Genomic DNA, 14845 nt, shown 5'->3' with positions numbered 1-14845 from the left:
GGTCAGCCCGCCGCGGTGACGACCGCGGCGGCGTTGAAGCCGCCGTACCCGCGGGCGACGACCAGCGCCGTGCGCAGCCGCGCCTCCCGGGGCACGTCCCGCACCAGGTCCAGGTCGCATCCCGGAGCCAGCCGCGCCACCCCGACGGTCGGGGGGATCACCTGGTCCCGGAGGGCGAGCAGGGCGCACGCCAGGTCCAGCGCGGCGCCGCCGGCGTACAGCCGGCCGGTCATCGTCTTCGGCGCGGTCACCGGCACCCCGCCCGGACCGAACACGGCGCTGATCGCCGCCGCCTCCGCCCGGTCGGCGTCCGGCACCCCGGCCGCGTCGGCGAACACCACGTCCACGTCGGCCGGGGCGACGCCGGCGTCGGCCAGCGCCAGCTCGATCGCCCGGCGCAGGCCGGGTTCCCGCCCGGAGCCGGGCCGCGGGTCGAAGGTGGCCGCCTGCCCGGCGATCACGCCGTACACCTTCGGTGCGCGGCGGGCTCGCGCGTCGGCGGCGTCCTCGACGATCAGCATGGCCCCGCCCTCACCCGGCACGTAGCCGCCGGCGTCGGCGTCGAACGGCCGGTACGCCCGCCCCGGGTCGTCGCCGCCGCTGAGCGTGCCCTTGCTGAGCTGCGCGGTCAGCCCGTACGGGCACAGGGACGCGTCGGTGCCGCCGGTGACGACCAGCCGGGTTCCCTGCTGGACGAGCGCCCGCGCCTGCCCGGCGGCGTCCAGCGCCCCGGCCTGCTCGCTGCACACCACGCCGCAGGGGCCGCGCATCCCGTGCCGGATGGAGATCTGCCCGGTGGTGGCCGCGTAGAACCAGGCGATCGACTGGTACGCCCCGACCCACGACGGTCCCTTCGTCCAGAGCCGCTCGATCTCCCGCTGCCCGAACTCCGTACCACCGGAGGAACTGGCGGTGACGACGGCCATCTCGTACTCGGGGAAGGCCGCCGGGTCGGCGCCGGCGTCGTCGAGGGCCCACGCGGCGGCGGTGAGGCCCAGGTGGGTCCAGTTGTCGGTCTGCGGGATGAGCCGGCTCGGGACGTGCGTGCCGGCATCGAAGTCGCGGACCTCGCCGGCCAGCCGCACCGGGTAACCGGTCGGGTCGAAGCGGCTGATCCGGCCGATGCCACTGCGGCCGGCGAGCGTCGCCGCCCAGTACGCCTCGGTGCCCAGCCCGTTCGGGGCGGTGACGCCGATCCCGGTCACCACGGCCGTCCGGCTCATCGCGGATCCTCCCCGCGGTCCTTCGTGATGACCATCGCGGTCTGGAAGCCGCCGAAGCCGCTGCCCACGCTGAGCACGCCCCGCATCCGGTGCTCCCGCGCGGTGATCGGCACGTAGTCCAGGTCGCACTCCGGATCCGGATTGTGCAGGTTGGCCGTCGGCGGCACCACCTGCTCCTCCAGCGCCAGCGCGCACGCCGCCACCTCGATCGAGCCGATCGCGCCGAGCGAGTGCCCGACCATCGACTTGATCGAGCTGACCGGCACCCGGTACGCGCGGTCGCCCAGCGCCCGCTTGAACGCGGCGGTCTCGTGCCGGTCGTTCTGCCGCGTGCCGGAGCCGTGCGCGTTGATGTAGTCGATGTCCGACGCGTCGAGCCGGGCCGCCGCCAGGGCCTGCCGGATCGCCTCGGCCATCTCCCGGCCGTCCGGCTTCAGCCCCGTCATGTGGTACGCGTTGCTGCGGCTGGCGTACCCGGCGATCTCGGCGTACACGTGGGCGCCCCGGCGGCGCGCGGCCTCGCGCTCCTCCAGGACCAGCACGGCGGACCCCTCGCCGAGGACGAATCCGCGCCGCTTCGCGTCGAACGGGCGGGACGCGTGGGCCGCGTCGTCGTTGTCCGGCGAGGTGGCCTTGATCGCGTCGAAGCAGGCGGCGGTGATCGGCGACAGCGGCGCGTCGGTCGCGCCGGCGACGACCACGTCGGCTCGCCCGGACCAGATGAGGCTGGCCCCGTTGCCGACCGCGTCCAGCCCCGCCGTGCAGCCGGTGGAGATCAGCGACACCGGTCCCTCGGCGCCGACCGTCCAGGCCACCTCGGCGGCCATGGTGCTCGGCACCATGTAGCCGTACAGCTGCGGCACCGTGTACGCAGGGTCGACCAGCCAGCGCCGGCCGCCGTCGCTGAGGACCAGGTACTCCTCCTCCAGCCCGGTGGTGCAGCCGACCGCGCTGCCGAGGCTCACACCGGTCCGCTCCGGCGGCACGTCGGTGTCCTCCAGTCCGCTGTCCGCCCACGCCTCGCGGGCGGAGACCACGGCGAACTGCGCCGCCCGGTCCATCCGGCGGATCTCCTGGGGGCTCAGCCCGTTGGCGGCCGGGTCGAAGTCGCACTCGGCGGCGATCCGGGACCGGAAGTTCGTGGCGTCGAAGAGGGTGATGGGACGGGTGGCGGTGCGCCCGGCGGTGAGCAGGTCCCAGTACGCCTTGGTCCCGATGCCCCCGGGCGCCACCACGCCGATGCCCGTCACGACCACCCGACGGTGTCCGGTCATCGGCGCGGGCCCCCCACGTCCGGGACCGGGGCGCCGCCGGAGGCGGCGGGCAGCTCCTCGGTGTCGACGTGCCCCAGCTCGGGCCGGGGGGCGAGCGGGCTCAGGTGGAACACCGCCCGCACCTCCTCGGCGCCGGCGTTCCACACCCGGTGGCGCTTGCCGATCGGCACCAGCAGGCCCTCGCCGGGGACGAGGTCGACCTCACCGGCGTCCTCCACCCGGGCGGTGAGCCGGCCGCTCACGACCAGCAGGAACTCCTCCGAGTACGGGTGGTAGTGCTCGGTCACGTACTCGCCCGGGGCGAGGGTCAGGGTGCCCATGAAGCCGGACGTGGACCCGACCGTCTTCGGGCTGAGCACCACGCGGATGTCCCCGCCCCGCCGCCGGTTCGCCGGCACGTCGTTGGCGGAGACCCGCAGCGGGCGGGTCGGGGTCTGCGCGAGTTCACTCACCGGGGGCCTCCCAGACGTAGAACGGGTCGGCCATCGCGTCCTTCGGCTCGCGCCAGTTCGGGTCGTACGGCCGGATGTGGTGGGACAGCTGCTCGTTGATCTGCCCGTAGAGGGGGTGGCTCCGCGCCTGGTACAGCCGGGGCGAGATGTCCTCGTCGGCCTCCACCAGGTGGAAGTACAGGTCGTGGAAACGGAAGAGCGTACGGCGCGTGACGCCGATCATCCGCGGCAGATCGGTGGAGTCCGAGCTGGCGAATATCTTGGCCACGTCGTCCGCTTTCTCAGGGGCCATCCGGGCAACGATCAGCGTTCGATGCACACCAATCACCTCTCACTCGTTGCCGCCGATGATGCGGCATCCTCCGGCAGGGACGGTCGAACGCTGCTCGACGCTTCGGCGGGGTCGGCGTGACCGGCGCGGTCGGCGTACACCGGCCCGCGCCGGCCTCGACAGCCGCTCGACGAGGCGGCCCGCGCATCGCGCGACCGGCCTGGTGAGGGCCGGTGCGCGCACCCGCCACTAGGGAATTACGCAGTGGTTGCCGGAGTCCCCGCCGCCGACAATGGGGCCGGTGTCCCCACCCATTCCGGAGGCCGCGTTGACGAGTCCCCGAGTTCTCCACACGAACGGGAAGAATTGGAGCGACGACCCGACCGGCCGGGTCGTCGTCACCGGTTTCGGAGTCATTTCCAGCATCGGATCCGGGCGGGCGGAATTCCTCGCCGGCCTCCAGGAGGGACGGTGTGGCGCGAAACCGATCAGCAAATGGGACGCCACCGGTTTCCCGCACGACCACGCCTGCGAGGTCACCGACTTCGACCCGGCGTCCGTGCTGGAACGCCTGGACCCGAAGGGCAGCGGCCAGGTCGCGGCCCTCGCCGCCGCGGCGTCCCGGATGGCCGTCCGCGAGGCGGGCCTCGACCCCGCCGCCGTCCGCGACGAGGCCGGCCTGATCGCGGTCGGCACCACGTGCGGCCAGTCGCTGGACCTCGACGCGCTCGCCGAGGTCGAGCTGCGCGAGCCGGACGCCGTGCCGCCCGGGGACCTCGCCCGGCTGCTCCAGCCCGGACGCCTCGCCACCGCCGCCGCGGCCGAGCTCGACCTGCGCGACGTGGAGACCCTGACGATCCCCACCGCGTGCGCGGCCGGCAACTACGCGATCAGCTACGGCGTGGACGCGATCCGCGCCGGCGACGCCGAGTACGCGATCTGCGGCGGCGCCGACTCGGTCAACCGCATGGCGTTCGCCGGCTTCGTCCGCATGGGAGCCATGGCCCACGAGCGGTGCCGGCCGTTCGACCGGGAACGCGACGGCACGATGTGGGGCGAGGGCGCCGCCATGCTGGTCCTGGAGAGCCTCGACCACGCCCGGCGGCGGGGTGCCCCGATCCTCGCCGAGGTGCTCGGCCTGCACCTCAACTGCGACGCCGACCACCCCACCGCCCCGGTACGGGAACGGGTCGCCGAGTGCATGGCGGGCGCCCTGGCCGACGCCGGGGTCGACGCCGCCGAGCTGGACGTGATCTTCGCCCACGCCACCGGCACCCGCGCGAGCGACCCGATGGAGGTGGGTGCCATCCGGGACGTCTTCGGCGAGCGGCCCCCGCCGCCGGTGGTCGGGGTCAAGTCGATGATCGGCCACACCATGGGCGCCGTCGGCGCGCACACCGCCATCGCCGCGCTGCTCGCGATGCAGCACCGGTTCCTGCCGCCCACGGTCAACTTCCGCGAGCCCGACCCGGACTGCCAGGTCGACTGCGTACCCAACGTGGCCCGCCCGGCCGCCGTCCGCACCGCGCTCGTCAACTCGCTCGGCTTCGGCGGCAACAACGCGACCCTGGTCCTGCGCGGTCCCGGCGAGGCCGGTCCGCACCCCGAGGCACGAGGAGCCGAGGCATGAACGTGGTGATCTCCGGCCTGGCCGTCGTCTCGCCGTTCGGCCTCGGGACCGGGCCGTTCGCGGCCGGGTGGCGTGCCGCGCGGCCCGCCGTCAGCCCCGGCGAGGCCCCACCGGTCGCCCGGCTGCCCGAGCTGACCGGCGACGACTTCACCCCGAACCGCCGGGTCCGGCTCAAGGAGCGCTCGTCCGCCCTGGCCGTCGGCACGGTCGGGGCCCTGCTCGCCGCGTACGACCTGGGTGACGTGCCCGCCGCCCGACGCGGGGTGGTTCTCGGCAGCGCGCTGGCCAGCCTCGACTCGTACCTGGCCGTGTCCGGTGGCTCGCTGGCCGGGGCCAAGCCGCACTTCATCGACCACAACCTGATGCCGCCGGGCATCATGAACTACACCAGCAGCCAGGCCGCCATCCGCTTCGACCTGCGCGGCCCGAACGTCACCGTGACCTCCGGCCGGGCGACCGGGCTCACCGCCCTGGGCTGCGCACGCCGGCTGGTCGCGGCCGGCCGCGCGGACGCCGTGCTGGCCGGCGCGTTCGAGGCGATCAGCCCCCGCCGGCTGCGGCTGGAGACGGCCGCCGACCGGGCCCCCGCCCTGACCGGCGAAGGCTGCTGCGTCTTCCTGGTGGAGACCGCGGAGTCCGCCGAACGGGCCGGCCGGCGGGTCCTGGCCACCCCGCTGGCGCTGACCGCCGGCTACTTTCCCGAGCCGGACGAGGGGCGGGCGGCTCTGCACCGCGTGGTGACCCGGGCGCTGCGGCAGGCCGGCGTCACCGCCGGTGACGTCGCCACGGTCGTCCGGGGCGCAGCCGCCCCCGGCCGGTACGCCGACGACGAGACGGCGGTCCTCGCCGACGTCCTGCCCGGCGTACGCGTGCTGGACCCGGCGACGCGGGTCGGCGACACCTACGGCGCGTCCGCGGCGTTCGGCGTCGCCGCGGCGCTCGTCGAGGCCGACACGGAGCCCTCGGCCGGCGTCACCCTCGTCACCTCCATCGACCCCGACGGCCAGGTGGCCTGCGCCGTCCTGGCCCCCGGCTCCCGGGTGCCGATCCCGGTCGGCTGACCCGACGGGGGAAGCACCCACCAAGATCAGGCTCTACCCTGGAAGTAGTGGCCTCGCACACGCGCACACGCGCCGAGGCCACTACTTCCTGGATCGAGCACGATCTTGCCGGCAGCGCCGCCGCCCGTCCCCGCGGAGCGGGAACGGGCGGCGGATCCGCGTACGGCGTCAGCGGCGGCCGGCGGCGGCCAGGCCCGGGTCGTGGCGCAGGGCCCGCACGATGGCCTCGGCGCGGCTGGACACCTCCAGCTTGCGGAAGATGCGGGTGAGGTGGAACTCCACCGTGCTGCGCGAGATGTGCAGCTGCCGGGCGATCTGGTCGTTGCCCAGACCGGCGCAGAGCGCCCGCAGCAGCTCCCCCTCCCGGCCGGTCAACCCGGCCGGGAGTCCTCGCCGGGCCGGCGTCGCCACCCGGCGGATGGTGAACTCGGTCCCGGCCAGCCGCAGCGCGGCCACCAGCTCGCCCGGTTCGACGTCACCGGCGAGGTAGACGTCGCTGTCCGCGCCCTCCGGCCACCGGCCGCCGGGGTCGACGACGGCCACCCGCGGGCGGCGTGGCTGCGCCGGCCGGGGCAGCGCGCCGGGTGGCGGCGGCCCGGCGCCGACGGCGACGAGCAGCCAGTCGACCGGGGAGCAGGGGTCGTCGACGACGGTGAGCAGCGCGCGCAGCGCCGCGGCCCGTGAGGCGGGCCAGTCCCCGGCGAGGACGACCCGGCCAGGCCCCCGGGACGGCGCGGGCGGGCCGGTGCGTACGGCCCCGCCCGCCGGCTGCCCAGGGTCAGGCGACCGCTTCCGTCTCATTGGCGTTCTCCTCGACCAGGGCCACCACCGCCGCCAGGCTCGTCATCTTGGGGATGTCGGCGTCGGGGATGCGGACCCCCATGTCCACCTCGATCCGGGCCAGGATGTCGATGACCAGCATGGAGTCGGCGCCGTAGTCGTTGATGAAGTCGCCGTCGGGTGTGAGCTGCCCGGGTTCCAGTTCGAGGATCTCCGTCACGACCGCCGCGAGCTGCGCGGTCCGGTCGTCGTCCGCCCCGGCGGGCGCGGCGTCCGCCACCGGCGCGGCCGCCACCACGGGCGCCGGTTCGGCCGCGACCCGCGGCGGCGGTACGGCGGCCGTGCCGCCCCCGCCGCCCAACGCCGCCTGGATCAGCTCCGCCCCCTGCCGGTTGCCGGCGTCGGTGAGGTGCACGGTGTCGGCGAACGAGTCGCCGACGAACCGGTCCGCCGCCAGGTCCAGGAAGGACACTCCCAGCTCGGCGCAACCGGCGGCGAGCACGTCCGCGTACGCCTTCCAGTTCTCCTCGATCGCGCTGTGCAGGATGCCGAAGACGGGCGCGTCGAAGTCGTAGCGCGCCCGCTCCTCCGGGGTGATGTCGCGGGTACGGGTGGAGGCCAGCGGCTGGAGGCAGAGCAGCACCCGGGCACCGGCGGGCACCGCCTTGGCGAGGACCCGCAGGTCCCGCAGCCGGCGTGCCGCCGCCACGGCCATCCGCTCGCGCACCTGGGCGAGGTCCCAGGCCGGCGTGGTGGTGCGGGGACGGCGCACCGCGTCCAGGTCGGGCACCGTCTTGCCGGCGGCGAGCACCGCCAGGTCGAACAGCGGGACCTGGGTCAGGTCGTCGAAGGTGCGTTCGTACGACACCGTGCCGTAGAGGTTGTCCGGGGTCAGCGAACCGACCAGGTTCACGAAGTCCGGGCCGCCGCCGATGATGACCACTGTGGACGCCTTCTCCAGGAACGGCACCGCGGCCACCAGTTCCTGGAGCGAGACCGCCGCGCAGAGCCCCAGGTTGAGCTGCCGCACTCCGGTCAGCCCGGCCAGGTACGACGCCACGGTGGTGGAGTCCGACGACGCGGCGAGCGCGAGGGCCACCGAGTTGCCGAGCAGGATCCCGCCACCGCCGGATGCCAGCCAGCTCGCCGAGTCCACCGTGCCGTACGGGGAGTCGGAGAGCCGGAACCCCGCGTCGTCGGTGTTCAGCATGTCCGACCGGAGGCCGGGGGCGAGCGTGAACCCGAGGAACGGGTGCGGGTAGAGGTCGATGCCGTGCCGTTCCAGCAGCATGCCACCCCGGTGCCGCCGGGCGAAGGACTCGTGCTCGAACTGGGGTGTGGAATTCATTCGGTCACTCCCGTACGTCTCGTACTCGTCGTCGCGTTCCCGGTCCGGACGCCCGCCGAGGGTCACAGGGCGGGATCCACCACCGCTCGCACCGTGGTCGACCGTCCCCGGTCAGCGGGGCGCGGCCACCACCAGCCGCTCCAGCTCCGCCACCACCTGTGCGGGCGACGGCTGGGCGGTCAGCTCCCGGCGCAACCGGTCGGCCGCCTCCCGGAACCCGGGCTCGTCCAGCACCCGCCGCAGGGCGGTGACCACCGCGGCCGGGTCGGCGTCCTTCGCCGGCACCACCAGGCCGGCCCCGGTCTCGGCGAGCCGGGCGGAGTGCCGCGTGTGGTCGGGCAGCCGGGGAACGAGCACCTGCGGCAGCCCGTACGAGACGGCGGTGAGCAGCGACCCGGCGCCACCGTGCGCGACGACGGCCGCGCAGCCGGGCAGCACCTGGTGCAGCGGCGAGCCGACCACCACGTGCACCCCGTCGGGCACCGGCCCGAGCAGGGCGCGCTGGTCGGGGCTCACCGCGACCACGACCTCCACGTCCAGGTCGGCGAGCGCCCGCACCACCGTCCCGGCGAGGAAGTAGTCCGGTCCGAGGCGGCCCATCGTCGTACCCCAGGTGACGCAGACCCGCGGACGCGCGCCGGACTCCGGCAGCGGCGGTGGTGCGACGCCGGGGCCGTTGAACGGCACCTGGCCGACCGGCAGCCGCCGGGAGCCGACCTGCGGCAGTTGGAGGCCGGCCGGGTAGGGGTCGACGGTGGCCACGCCGAACGGGTCCACGCCGGTCAGCCCGTACCGGGCGCCGAGCGGGTCGAGCACGGCCGGCAGGAACTGCCCGGCCCGGCCGCCGAGCAGGTCGGTGCCGAACAGGTGCCGGACCGCCGGCACGCCCACCGCGGCGGCGGCGACCGGCCCGGCGAAGGCGCTCGGCTCGAACACCAGCAGGTCCGCCCGCCAGCGCCGGGCCAGGTCGACCAGGTCGTCCAGCATGGCGTCGGCCAGCTCGGCGAAGAGCTTCAGGACACGCGGACCGCCGCCGTTGGCACCGGGCGGCGTGGCGACGATCTCGCGGAACGCCGCCTCCGCGTCGACGTCGCGGCCGACGGGGGCGAACGGCAGGCCGGTACGCAGGGCCACGTCGGTCAGGGCCGGCTGGCTGGCCACCAGCACCTCGTGCCCGGCGGTACGGCAGGACCAGGCCAGCGGCACCATCGCGTACAGGTGCGAGGGCCACGCCCAGGTGGTGAAGAGGATCCGCATCGGCCCATGGCAGCACCGCCGGCTGGGCGGGCCCTCCACGACCGCTCGACCCCGGTCGCCCGGTGCGGGTCGCCGGTCGAGCCGGGCTCGAGCAACCGGCCCGCCCCGCCCGCCGCGCCGCCAGCGAGCGACCAGCGCACTGGTGTTGGGTGCCCCTGACACGCCTGCCGCCGGACGCGAGAGGGTGACATGGAGCTAGGCATCGGGCTGCCGACGATGATCCCGGGGATCGCCGGCGCGGATCTGCTCACCTGGGCGCGCCGTGCCGAGGAGCACGGCTTCGCCTCCCTCGGGGTGCTCGACCGGCTGATGTACGACGGCTACGAGCCACTGATGACGCTGGCCGCCGCGGCTGGCGCGACCAGCCGGATCCGGTTGACCACGACGATCCTCATCGCCGCGTACCGGGGTGACCGGGCGCTGCTGGCCAAGCAGCTGGCCAGCCTGCACCGGCTCTCCGGCGGGCGGCTGGTGGTCGGTGCGGCGGCCGGCGGCCGGCCGGACGACTTCGAGGCCTGCGGCACCCCGTACGAGCAACGGGGCCGGCGCCTCGACGCGCTGCTGGGCGAGCTGCGGCGGTCGTGGGACGGCGGGCCGGACGCCCTGGTCCCCGGCCCCCGCTGCCCGGACGGCGGCCCGACGCTGCTGGTCGGGGGCCACTCGCCGGCGGCGATGCGGCGGGCCGCCGCGTACGGCGACGGGTGGATCGCCGGCGGCAGCTCCGCCAGCGGGTACGACGAGCTGGCCGGCCGCGCCCGGGAGGCGTGGCGGGCGGCGGGGCGGACGGACCGGCCCCGGCTGGTCGCCATCGCCTACGTGGCCCTCGGCCCCGGCGCCGCCGACCGGTCCGCCGCGTACCTGCGCGACTACTACGGCTTCCTCGGCTGGAAGGCCGACATCGCCGTGAAGAGCGTCCTCACCGACGCGCAGCAGCTGCGGACGTTCGTCACCGACTACCGCGCGGTGGGCTGCGACGAACTGATCCTCTTCCCGTGCGTCCCGGAACCGGCGCAGGCGGACCTGATCGCCGACGCCGTCCTGGGGTGAGCGGCGTGACCGAGACGTTGCACGTCCTGGTGCTGCTCGGCAGCGGCACGGTGGCCGGGGTGCTCTTCGCCGTGGCGCTGAGCACCGTCCCGGCCCTGGCCGCGATGCCGCCCGACCGGTACGTGCAGGCGCACACCCTGCTGGGCCGCAACTGGGACCCGACGATGCCGCTGATCGTCCTCGGCACCACGCTGCTGGACCTCTGGCTCGCGTTCCGGACGACCGCGTCGGCCCCCCGGGCGCTGATCGCGGTGGCCGCCGTGTGCCTGCTCGGGGTGTCGGTGGTCTCGCACTTCCGGAATGTGCCGATCAACCGGCGCGTGCACCGGACCGACCCGGCGGACATCCCGGCCGACTGGGCCGACCCGCGCCCGGTCTGGCGGCGCTGGCACCTGCTGCGGACCGCCCTGGCGCTCGTCGCCTTCACGGCGAACAGCCTCGCCGTGACCGCCTTCTGAAAGGACCACAGATGAGTCACGACCGAGAGCTGGCCTTCGTCGGGCTGGGCGGGATGGGCGCCGGCATGGCGCGGTGCCTGCGCGCCGCCGGTTACCCCCTGGTGGTGCACAACCGGACGGCGGCGAAGGCCGCGCCCCTGGCCGAGGCGGGCGCACGTGTCGCCGCCACCAGCGGCGAGGCCGTGGAGAACGCCCGGATCGTCGTGCTGAGCCTCAGCGACCAGCACGCCGTCGAGCAGGTGCTGTTCGGTGAGATGCTCGGCTACCTGCGACCGGGCACGCTGGTGGTGGACACGTCCACGCTGTCGCCCGCGTACTCGGCGGAGGCCAGCGAGCGCCTGGCGCGGGTGGGCGTACGACGGATCGAGGCCTGCGTCCTCGGCAACCCGCCGATGGCCCAGGCGGGCAAGCTGCGGATCTTCACCGCCGGTGACCGGTCGGGCGTGGAGGAGGCGCACGACGTGCTCGCCACGCTGGGGCAGGAGATCCGGTACGTCGGCCCGGTCGGCGCGGCGAGCACGCTGAAGCTGGCCTTCAACCTGATCCTCGGCAACCAGGTGGCCGCGCTGGCCGAGGCGGTGGCGTTCGTCGAGAGCAGCGGCCTGGACCGGGAGCGGTTCCTCGCCGCCCTCACCGCGAGCGGGTTCAGCTCCCCGACCCTGGCGTTCCGGGCGGAGATGGTGCGCAACCGCAGCTACGAGCCCCCGCAGTTCCGGGTGAACCTGATGGCCAAGGACCTGCGGCTGGCCGTCGACGAGGCGGACGCCCGGGGCGTCGGCCTGGTGGTGACGGCCTGCGCGGCAGACCGGTTCACCGAGGCGGTGCGGGCCGGGGACGGCGACAAGGACGCGGCCGTCGTCGCGGAGCCCCGCTCCCCGGTGCGCTGATCAGGGGCCGGGCGGCGCTGCGGCCCGGAATGCGACGAGCCCGGCACCGTTGGTGCCGGGCTCGTTTCCGCTGGTGGGCGATACTGGGTTTGAACCAGTGACCTCTTCCGTGTCAAGGAAGCGCGCTCCCACTGCGCCAATCGCCCTCGTCCGTGCCGAGGTGGGGACGGGATTTGAACCCGCGTACACGGCTTTGCAGGCCGTTGCCTCGCCTCTCGGCCACCCCACCGAGGTTGCCCCCGTCATGCGTGGCGGCATCTCCGAGCGGACGACGGGATTCGAACCCGCGACCCTCACCTTGGCAAGGTGATGCGCTACCAGCTGCGCTACGTCCGCGTGCCCCCGGCTTTCCCGGTGACGGATGAGAACTCTAGCCGAGCCGGCGAGCGGTTGCCAACTCGGGGTGTCCCCGGCGCGTCCCCGCCGGGCCGGGGACGGCCGCCGGGTCGACGCGCGTCGACACGCTGCGCCGATCCGGACAACCACGCCGCGCTCGCCCGGGAACTGTCCTGTTTCCGACCGACTGAGCTTCGTGTCCGGATCGGTCGGTAACGGCCCGTGTCCGCATGGATGGACTACGGTTACTGCTGTGACAAGACGTGCGGCCGAGATCCGCCTGGATGCCCTGCTGCGCACGGCCTGTGACGTGATCGTGGAGCGCGGCCTGGCCAACACCCGCACCTCCGACGTGGCTCAGGCCGCGGGGGTGAGCCAGGCACTGGTCTTCTACCACTTCGCCACCAAGGACCGGCTGCTCGCCGAGGCGTTCGCGTACGCCGTCGAGCAGGATCTCGCCCGGCTGGACGCGGTGATGCGGTCCAGCGCCCCGCCGCTGACGAAGCTGCGGCGGATCGTCAAGCTCTACACCCCGGCCGGCCGCCCGATCTCGTGGTCCATGTGGATCGACGGCTGGGCCGAGTCGCTGCGCACGCCGGAGCTGGAGAAGGTCTCCCGGCGGCTGGACCTGCGCTGGCGGCAGGACCTGGCCACGGTGATCGCGGCGGGGGTCCGCGACGGCACCTTCCAGTGCGCCGACCCGGAGGGCGCCGCCTGGCGGATCAGCGCGGTGATGGACGGCCTCGCCGTGCAGCTCGCGGTACACGACCGGGTGATCTCCCGCCGACAGTTCACCGAGTGGGTCCGCCTGGTCACCGCCCGCGAGCTGGGGATCGACCCGGCCCAGCTCGAGTGAGGGGCGCGCGGAAACCGGCCTGGGCCGGTGACCGGGGGCGGGACAATCCAGGCATGGACCTGCTCGAGACGTACCGCCGCAGCCTCGCCGAGTTCACGGACCGGGTGGCGGAGGTCGGCCCGGGGCAGTGGGCGGCGCCGACGCCCTGCACGGACTGGGACGTCCGGACGCTGGTGAACCACGTCGTCGGCGAGGACCGGTGGAGCGTGGCGCTGATGGCCGGACGCACGATCGCGGAGGTGGGCGACCGCTACGAGGGCGACCAGCTCGACGGTGACCCGGCGGCCGCGGCCCGGGACGCGGCGGCGCAGGCGGAGCTGGCCTTCACCCACCCCTCGGCGCTGGAGCGCACCGTCGACCTCTCCTCCGGCCGGACACCGGCCGACGAATACCTGCACCAGCTCATCGCGGAGCACCTCGTGCACGGGTGGGACCTGGCGGCGGCGATCGGCGCCGACCGGCGTCTGGACGCCGACGCGGTGGCCGAGTGCGCCCGCTGGTTCCGTGGGCGGATCGACGACTACCGGCGGGGCCGGCTCGTCCGTTCGGGCGTCGACGTGGTGGCCGACGCCGACCCCCAGGACCAGCTCATCGCCGCCTTCGGCCGCGACCCGGACTGGGCGCCGTAGGGCCCGCGTGTGCGCCGCGCCGCGACGTTGCCACGGGCGCCGGGCCGGGACCGCGCTCCCGGTTGCGGTGCGCCTCAGCCCTTCCGGAACCGGGGCCGGGCCGGCGGATGGACGTTCGCGAGGTCCGGGTCGCCGCCGTAGTGGGCGAGCACCCGGTGGTCCATGACCCGCCGCCACACCGGCGGGATCAGCGCGGCGACCACCATCGTCGCGTAGCCGGCCGGCAGCTGCGGCGAGGAGTCGAAGCTGCGCAGCGTCTGGTAGCGGCGCAGCGGGTTGGCGTGGTGGTCGCTGTGCCGCTGGAGCTGGAAGAGGAAGACGTTGGTGACGGTACGGTCGCTGTTCCAGCTGTGCCGGGGGTCGACCTTCTCGTACCGGCCGGCGGCGGTGCGCTGCCGGGCGAGGCCGTAGTGCTCCAGGTAGTTCACGACCTCCAGCAGGCTGAAGCCGACCACGGCCTGGAGGACCAGGAAGACCAGCACGCCGGGGCCGAACGCGACCATCAGCAGCGCGTAGAGCACCACGGTCATCGCCCAGGCGTTGAGGATGTCGTTGCGCCACGTCCAGGGGCTGCGGCCGCGGATGCGGAACCGGCCGGTCTCCAGCCGCCAGGCCGACCGCAGGCTGCCCCAGACGGTACGCGGCCAGAAGGCCCAGAAGCTCTCACCCAGCCGGGAACTGGCCGGGTCCTCCGGGGTGGCGACCCGGGTGTGGTGGCCCCGGTTGTGCTCGACGTAGAAGTGCCCGTACCCGGTGGGCGCCAGCGCCACCTTGGAGAGCCAGCGTTCCATCGTCTCCCGCTTGTGGCCCAGCTCATGGGCGGTGTTGATGGCGATGCCGTTCACGACCCCGACGGTGGCGACCAGACCCGCCGCCGCCAGCGGGGAGAGGCCGCCGGCGGCCCAGACGGCGCAGCAGAGCACCAGGGCCGCGTACTGGGCGGGCAGGTACAGGTAGGTGAGCCACCGGTAGTAGCCGTCCGCCTGGAGCCGCGGCACCGCCGCCTCCGGCGGGTTGCGCCGGTCGTCCCCGATCAGCAGGTCGATGACCGGGATCAGGCCGAACACCACGGCGGGGGTGATCCACCAGGCCCACCCGCCCCCGCCGCCCCGCCAGGACAGCCAGGCGAGGAAGGGCAGCGCGGGGACGAGCAACGCCAGCGGCCAGAGTGGCTTGCGGGCGTCCCGCCAGGCGCCGGGGGTGACGGTCGCGTCGACGGCCATGGCCGACCTCCGATCTCTCGCCGGTGTCCTCCTGACTGTGGCAGCCGTCACGCTATTTTACAAGTCCCATTGTTTTGTAAAGTCGAACCCGTTCGATGGGCGGGACGTCCGCC

At 74.5% G+C, this 14845-nt stretch carries 15 protein-coding genes and 3 tRNA genes; 7 read left to right on the top strand and 11 right to left on the bottom strand.

Annotation, left to right across the window (positions count from 1 at the left end; all coding sequences use genetic code 11):
* Positions 1 to 2: 2 nt before the first annotated feature.
* The 4 genes from HCJ94_RS15445 to HCJ94_RS15430 are packed head-to-tail and all read right to left on the bottom strand — an operon-like array spanning position 3 to position 3268.
* Positions 3 to 1223: a ketosynthase chain-length factor gene (locus HCJ94_RS15445; RefSeq protein WP_168001714.1), complete on the bottom strand. Its 1221-nt coding sequence runs from the start codon at positions 1221 to 1223 to the stop codon at positions 3 to 5.
* Positions 1220 to 2497 carry a beta-ketoacyl-[acyl-carrier-protein] synthase family protein gene (locus HCJ94_RS15440; protein ID WP_168001713.1) on the bottom strand — a complete coding sequence of 426 codons (1278 nt, stop codon included), beginning with the start codon at positions 2495 to 2497 and terminating at the stop codon, positions 1220 to 1222. Before HCJ94_RS15440 ends, HCJ94_RS15445 begins: the two co-directional genes overlap by 4 nt.
* Positions 2494 to 2949 (bottom strand): cupin domain-containing protein, encoded by a 456-nt coding sequence (locus HCJ94_RS15435; RefSeq protein ID WP_155333337.1) that lies wholly within the window; start codon positions 2947 to 2949, stop codon positions 2494 to 2496. Before HCJ94_RS15435 ends, HCJ94_RS15440 begins: the two co-directional genes overlap by 4 nt.
* Positions 2942 to 3268: a TcmI family type II polyketide cyclase gene (locus HCJ94_RS15430; protein WP_155333338.1), complete on the bottom strand. Its 327-nt coding sequence runs from the start codon at positions 3266 to 3268 to the stop codon at positions 2942 to 2944. The genes HCJ94_RS15435 and HCJ94_RS15430 overlap by 8 nt, the downstream gene beginning before the upstream one ends.
* 253 nt (positions 3269 to 3521) lie before the next feature.
* Here HCJ94_RS15430 and HCJ94_RS15425 point away from each other — a divergent pair, with 253 nt between their 5' ends.
* Positions 3522 to 4850: a beta-ketoacyl-[acyl-carrier-protein] synthase family protein gene (locus tag HCJ94_RS15425; protein ID WP_309227292.1), complete on the top strand. Its 1329-nt coding sequence runs from the start codon at positions 3522 to 3524 to the stop codon at positions 4848 to 4850.
* Positions 4847 to 5911, top strand: coding sequence for a beta-ketoacyl synthase N-terminal-like domain-containing protein (locus HCJ94_RS15420; RefSeq protein ID WP_168001712.1), 1065 nt, complete (start codon positions 4847 to 4849; stop codon positions 5909 to 5911). The genes HCJ94_RS15425 and HCJ94_RS15420 overlap by 4 nt, the downstream gene beginning before the upstream one ends.
* Before the next feature lie 168 nt (positions 5912 to 6079).
* Here HCJ94_RS15420 and HCJ94_RS15415 read toward each other — a convergent pair whose 3' ends face one another.
* The 3 genes from HCJ94_RS15415 to HCJ94_RS15405 all read right to left on the bottom strand — a co-directional run bounded on the left by HCJ94_RS15415 (position 6080) and on the right by HCJ94_RS15405 (position 9296).
* On the bottom strand, positions 6080 to 6712 hold the full coding sequence (locus tag HCJ94_RS15415) for a helix-turn-helix transcriptional regulator (protein ID WP_168001711.1): 633 nt from the start codon (positions 6710 to 6712) through the stop codon (positions 6080 to 6082).
* Positions 6690 to 8039, bottom strand: coding sequence for a phosphopantetheine-binding protein (locus tag HCJ94_RS29660; protein ID WP_205801336.1), 1350 nt, complete (start codon positions 8037 to 8039; stop codon positions 6690 to 6692). The genes HCJ94_RS15415 and HCJ94_RS29660 overlap by 23 nt, the downstream gene beginning before the upstream one ends.
* Positions 8040 to 8150: 111 nt before the next feature.
* On the bottom strand, positions 8151 to 9296 hold the full coding sequence (locus HCJ94_RS15405; RefSeq protein ID WP_168001710.1) for a nucleotide disphospho-sugar-binding domain-containing protein: 1146 nt from the start codon (positions 9294 to 9296) through the stop codon (positions 8151 to 8153).
* Between the two features lie 189 nt (positions 9297 to 9485).
* On the opposite strand from HCJ94_RS15405, the gene HCJ94_RS15400 reads away from it, so the two are divergent.
* From HCJ94_RS15400 to HCJ94_RS15390, 3 genes are read left to right on the top strand one after another with little or no spacing between them, the layout of a single operon-like run.
* The gene (locus tag HCJ94_RS15400; protein ID WP_168001709.1) at positions 9486 to 10343 is read left to right on the top strand and encodes an LLM class flavin-dependent oxidoreductase; all 858 of its coding nucleotides are present in this window, start codon (positions 9486 to 9488) and stop codon (positions 10341 to 10343) included.
* Between the two features lie 5 nt (positions 10344 to 10348).
* Positions 10349 to 10801, top strand: coding sequence for an anthrone oxygenase family protein (locus HCJ94_RS15395; RefSeq protein ID WP_168001708.1), 453 nt, complete (start codon positions 10349 to 10351; stop codon positions 10799 to 10801).
* 11 nt (positions 10802 to 10812) lie between these two features.
* On the top strand, positions 10813 to 11688 hold the full coding sequence (locus HCJ94_RS15390) for an NAD(P)-dependent oxidoreductase (RefSeq protein WP_168001707.1): 876 nt from the start codon (positions 10813 to 10815) through the stop codon (positions 11686 to 11688).
* A gap of 71 nt (positions 11689 to 11759) precedes the next feature.
* On the opposite strand, the gene HCJ94_RS15385 is transcribed toward HCJ94_RS15390, so the two are convergent.
* The 3 genes from HCJ94_RS15385 to HCJ94_RS15375 all read right to left on the bottom strand — a co-directional run bounded on the left by HCJ94_RS15385 (position 11760) and on the right by HCJ94_RS15375 (position 12024).
* Positions 11760 to 11834, bottom strand: a tRNA-Val gene (locus HCJ94_RS15385).
* A gap of 12 nt (positions 11835 to 11846) precedes the next feature.
* Positions 11847 to 11917, bottom strand: a tRNA-Cys gene (locus HCJ94_RS15380).
* Positions 11918 to 11951: 34 nt separating this feature from the next.
* A tRNA-Gly gene (locus tag HCJ94_RS15375) sits at positions 11952 to 12024 on the bottom strand.
* Positions 12025 to 12277: 253 nt separating this feature from the next.
* Here HCJ94_RS15375 and HCJ94_RS15370 point away from each other — a divergent pair.
* Both HCJ94_RS15370 and HCJ94_RS15365 read left to right on the top strand, forming a co-directional pair.
* A complete protein-coding gene (locus HCJ94_RS15370; RefSeq protein WP_168001706.1) occupies positions 12278 to 12880 on the top strand; it encodes a TetR/AcrR family transcriptional regulator in 603 nt (200 codons plus the stop codon).
* A gap of 53 nt (positions 12881 to 12933) precedes the next feature.
* Positions 12934 to 13509, top strand: coding sequence for a TIGR03086 family metal-binding protein (locus HCJ94_RS15365; protein WP_168001705.1), 576 nt, complete (start codon positions 12934 to 12936; stop codon positions 13507 to 13509).
* Positions 13510 to 13583: 74 nt separating this feature from the next.
* On the opposite strand, the gene HCJ94_RS15360 is transcribed toward HCJ94_RS15365, so the two are convergent.
* Positions 13584 to 14732, bottom strand: coding sequence for an alkane 1-monooxygenase (locus HCJ94_RS15360; protein WP_168001704.1), 1149 nt, complete (start codon positions 14730 to 14732; stop codon positions 13584 to 13586).
* Positions 14733 to 14845: the final 113 nt, after the last annotated feature.

It is taken from the genome of Micromonospora thermarum, assembly GCF_012034245.1.
In the GTDB taxonomy this organism is placed as follows: domain Bacteria; phylum Actinomycetota; class Actinomycetes; order Mycobacteriales; family Micromonosporaceae; genus Micromonospora; species Micromonospora thermarum.
Note: the sequence above shows the minus strand (reverse complement) of the source record. Positions and strands in the feature narration are given on the sequence as shown.

Coding starts and splice junctions, on each gene's coding strand:
- HCJ94_RS15445 (WP_168001714.1), bottom strand. CDS start 1,223: ATGAGCCGGACGGCCGTGGTGACCGGGATCGGCGTCACCGCCCCGAAC.
- HCJ94_RS15440 (WP_168001713.1), bottom strand. CDS start 2,497: ATGACCGGACACCGTCGGGTGGTCGTGACGGGCATCGGCGTGGTGGCG.
- HCJ94_RS15420 (WP_168001712.1), top strand. CDS start 4,847: ATGAACGTGGTGATCTCCGGCCTGGCCGTCGTCTCGCCGTTCGGCCTC.
- HCJ94_RS15415 (WP_168001711.1), bottom strand. CDS start 6,712: ATGAGACGGAAGCGGTCGCCTGACCCTGGGCAGCCGGCGGGCGGGGCC.
- HCJ94_RS29660 (WP_205801336.1), bottom strand. CDS start 8,039: ATGAATTCCACACCCCAGTTCGAGCACGAGTCCTTCGCCCGGCGGCAC.
- HCJ94_RS15405 (WP_168001710.1), bottom strand. CDS start 9,296: ATGCGGATCCTCTTCACCACCTGGGCGTGGCCCTCGCACCTGTACGCG.
- HCJ94_RS15400 (WP_168001709.1), top strand. CDS start 9,486: ATGGAGCTAGGCATCGGGCTGCCGACGATGATCCCGGGGATCGCCGGC.
- HCJ94_RS15390 (WP_168001707.1), top strand. CDS start 10,813: ATGAGTCACGACCGAGAGCTGGCCTTCGTCGGGCTGGGCGGGATGGGC.
- HCJ94_RS15365 (WP_168001705.1), top strand. CDS start 12,934: ATGGACCTGCTCGAGACGTACCGCCGCAGCCTCGCCGAGTTCACGGAC.
- HCJ94_RS15360 (WP_168001704.1), bottom strand. CDS start 14,732: ATGGCCGTCGACGCGACCGTCACCCCCGGCGCCTGGCGGGACGCCCGC.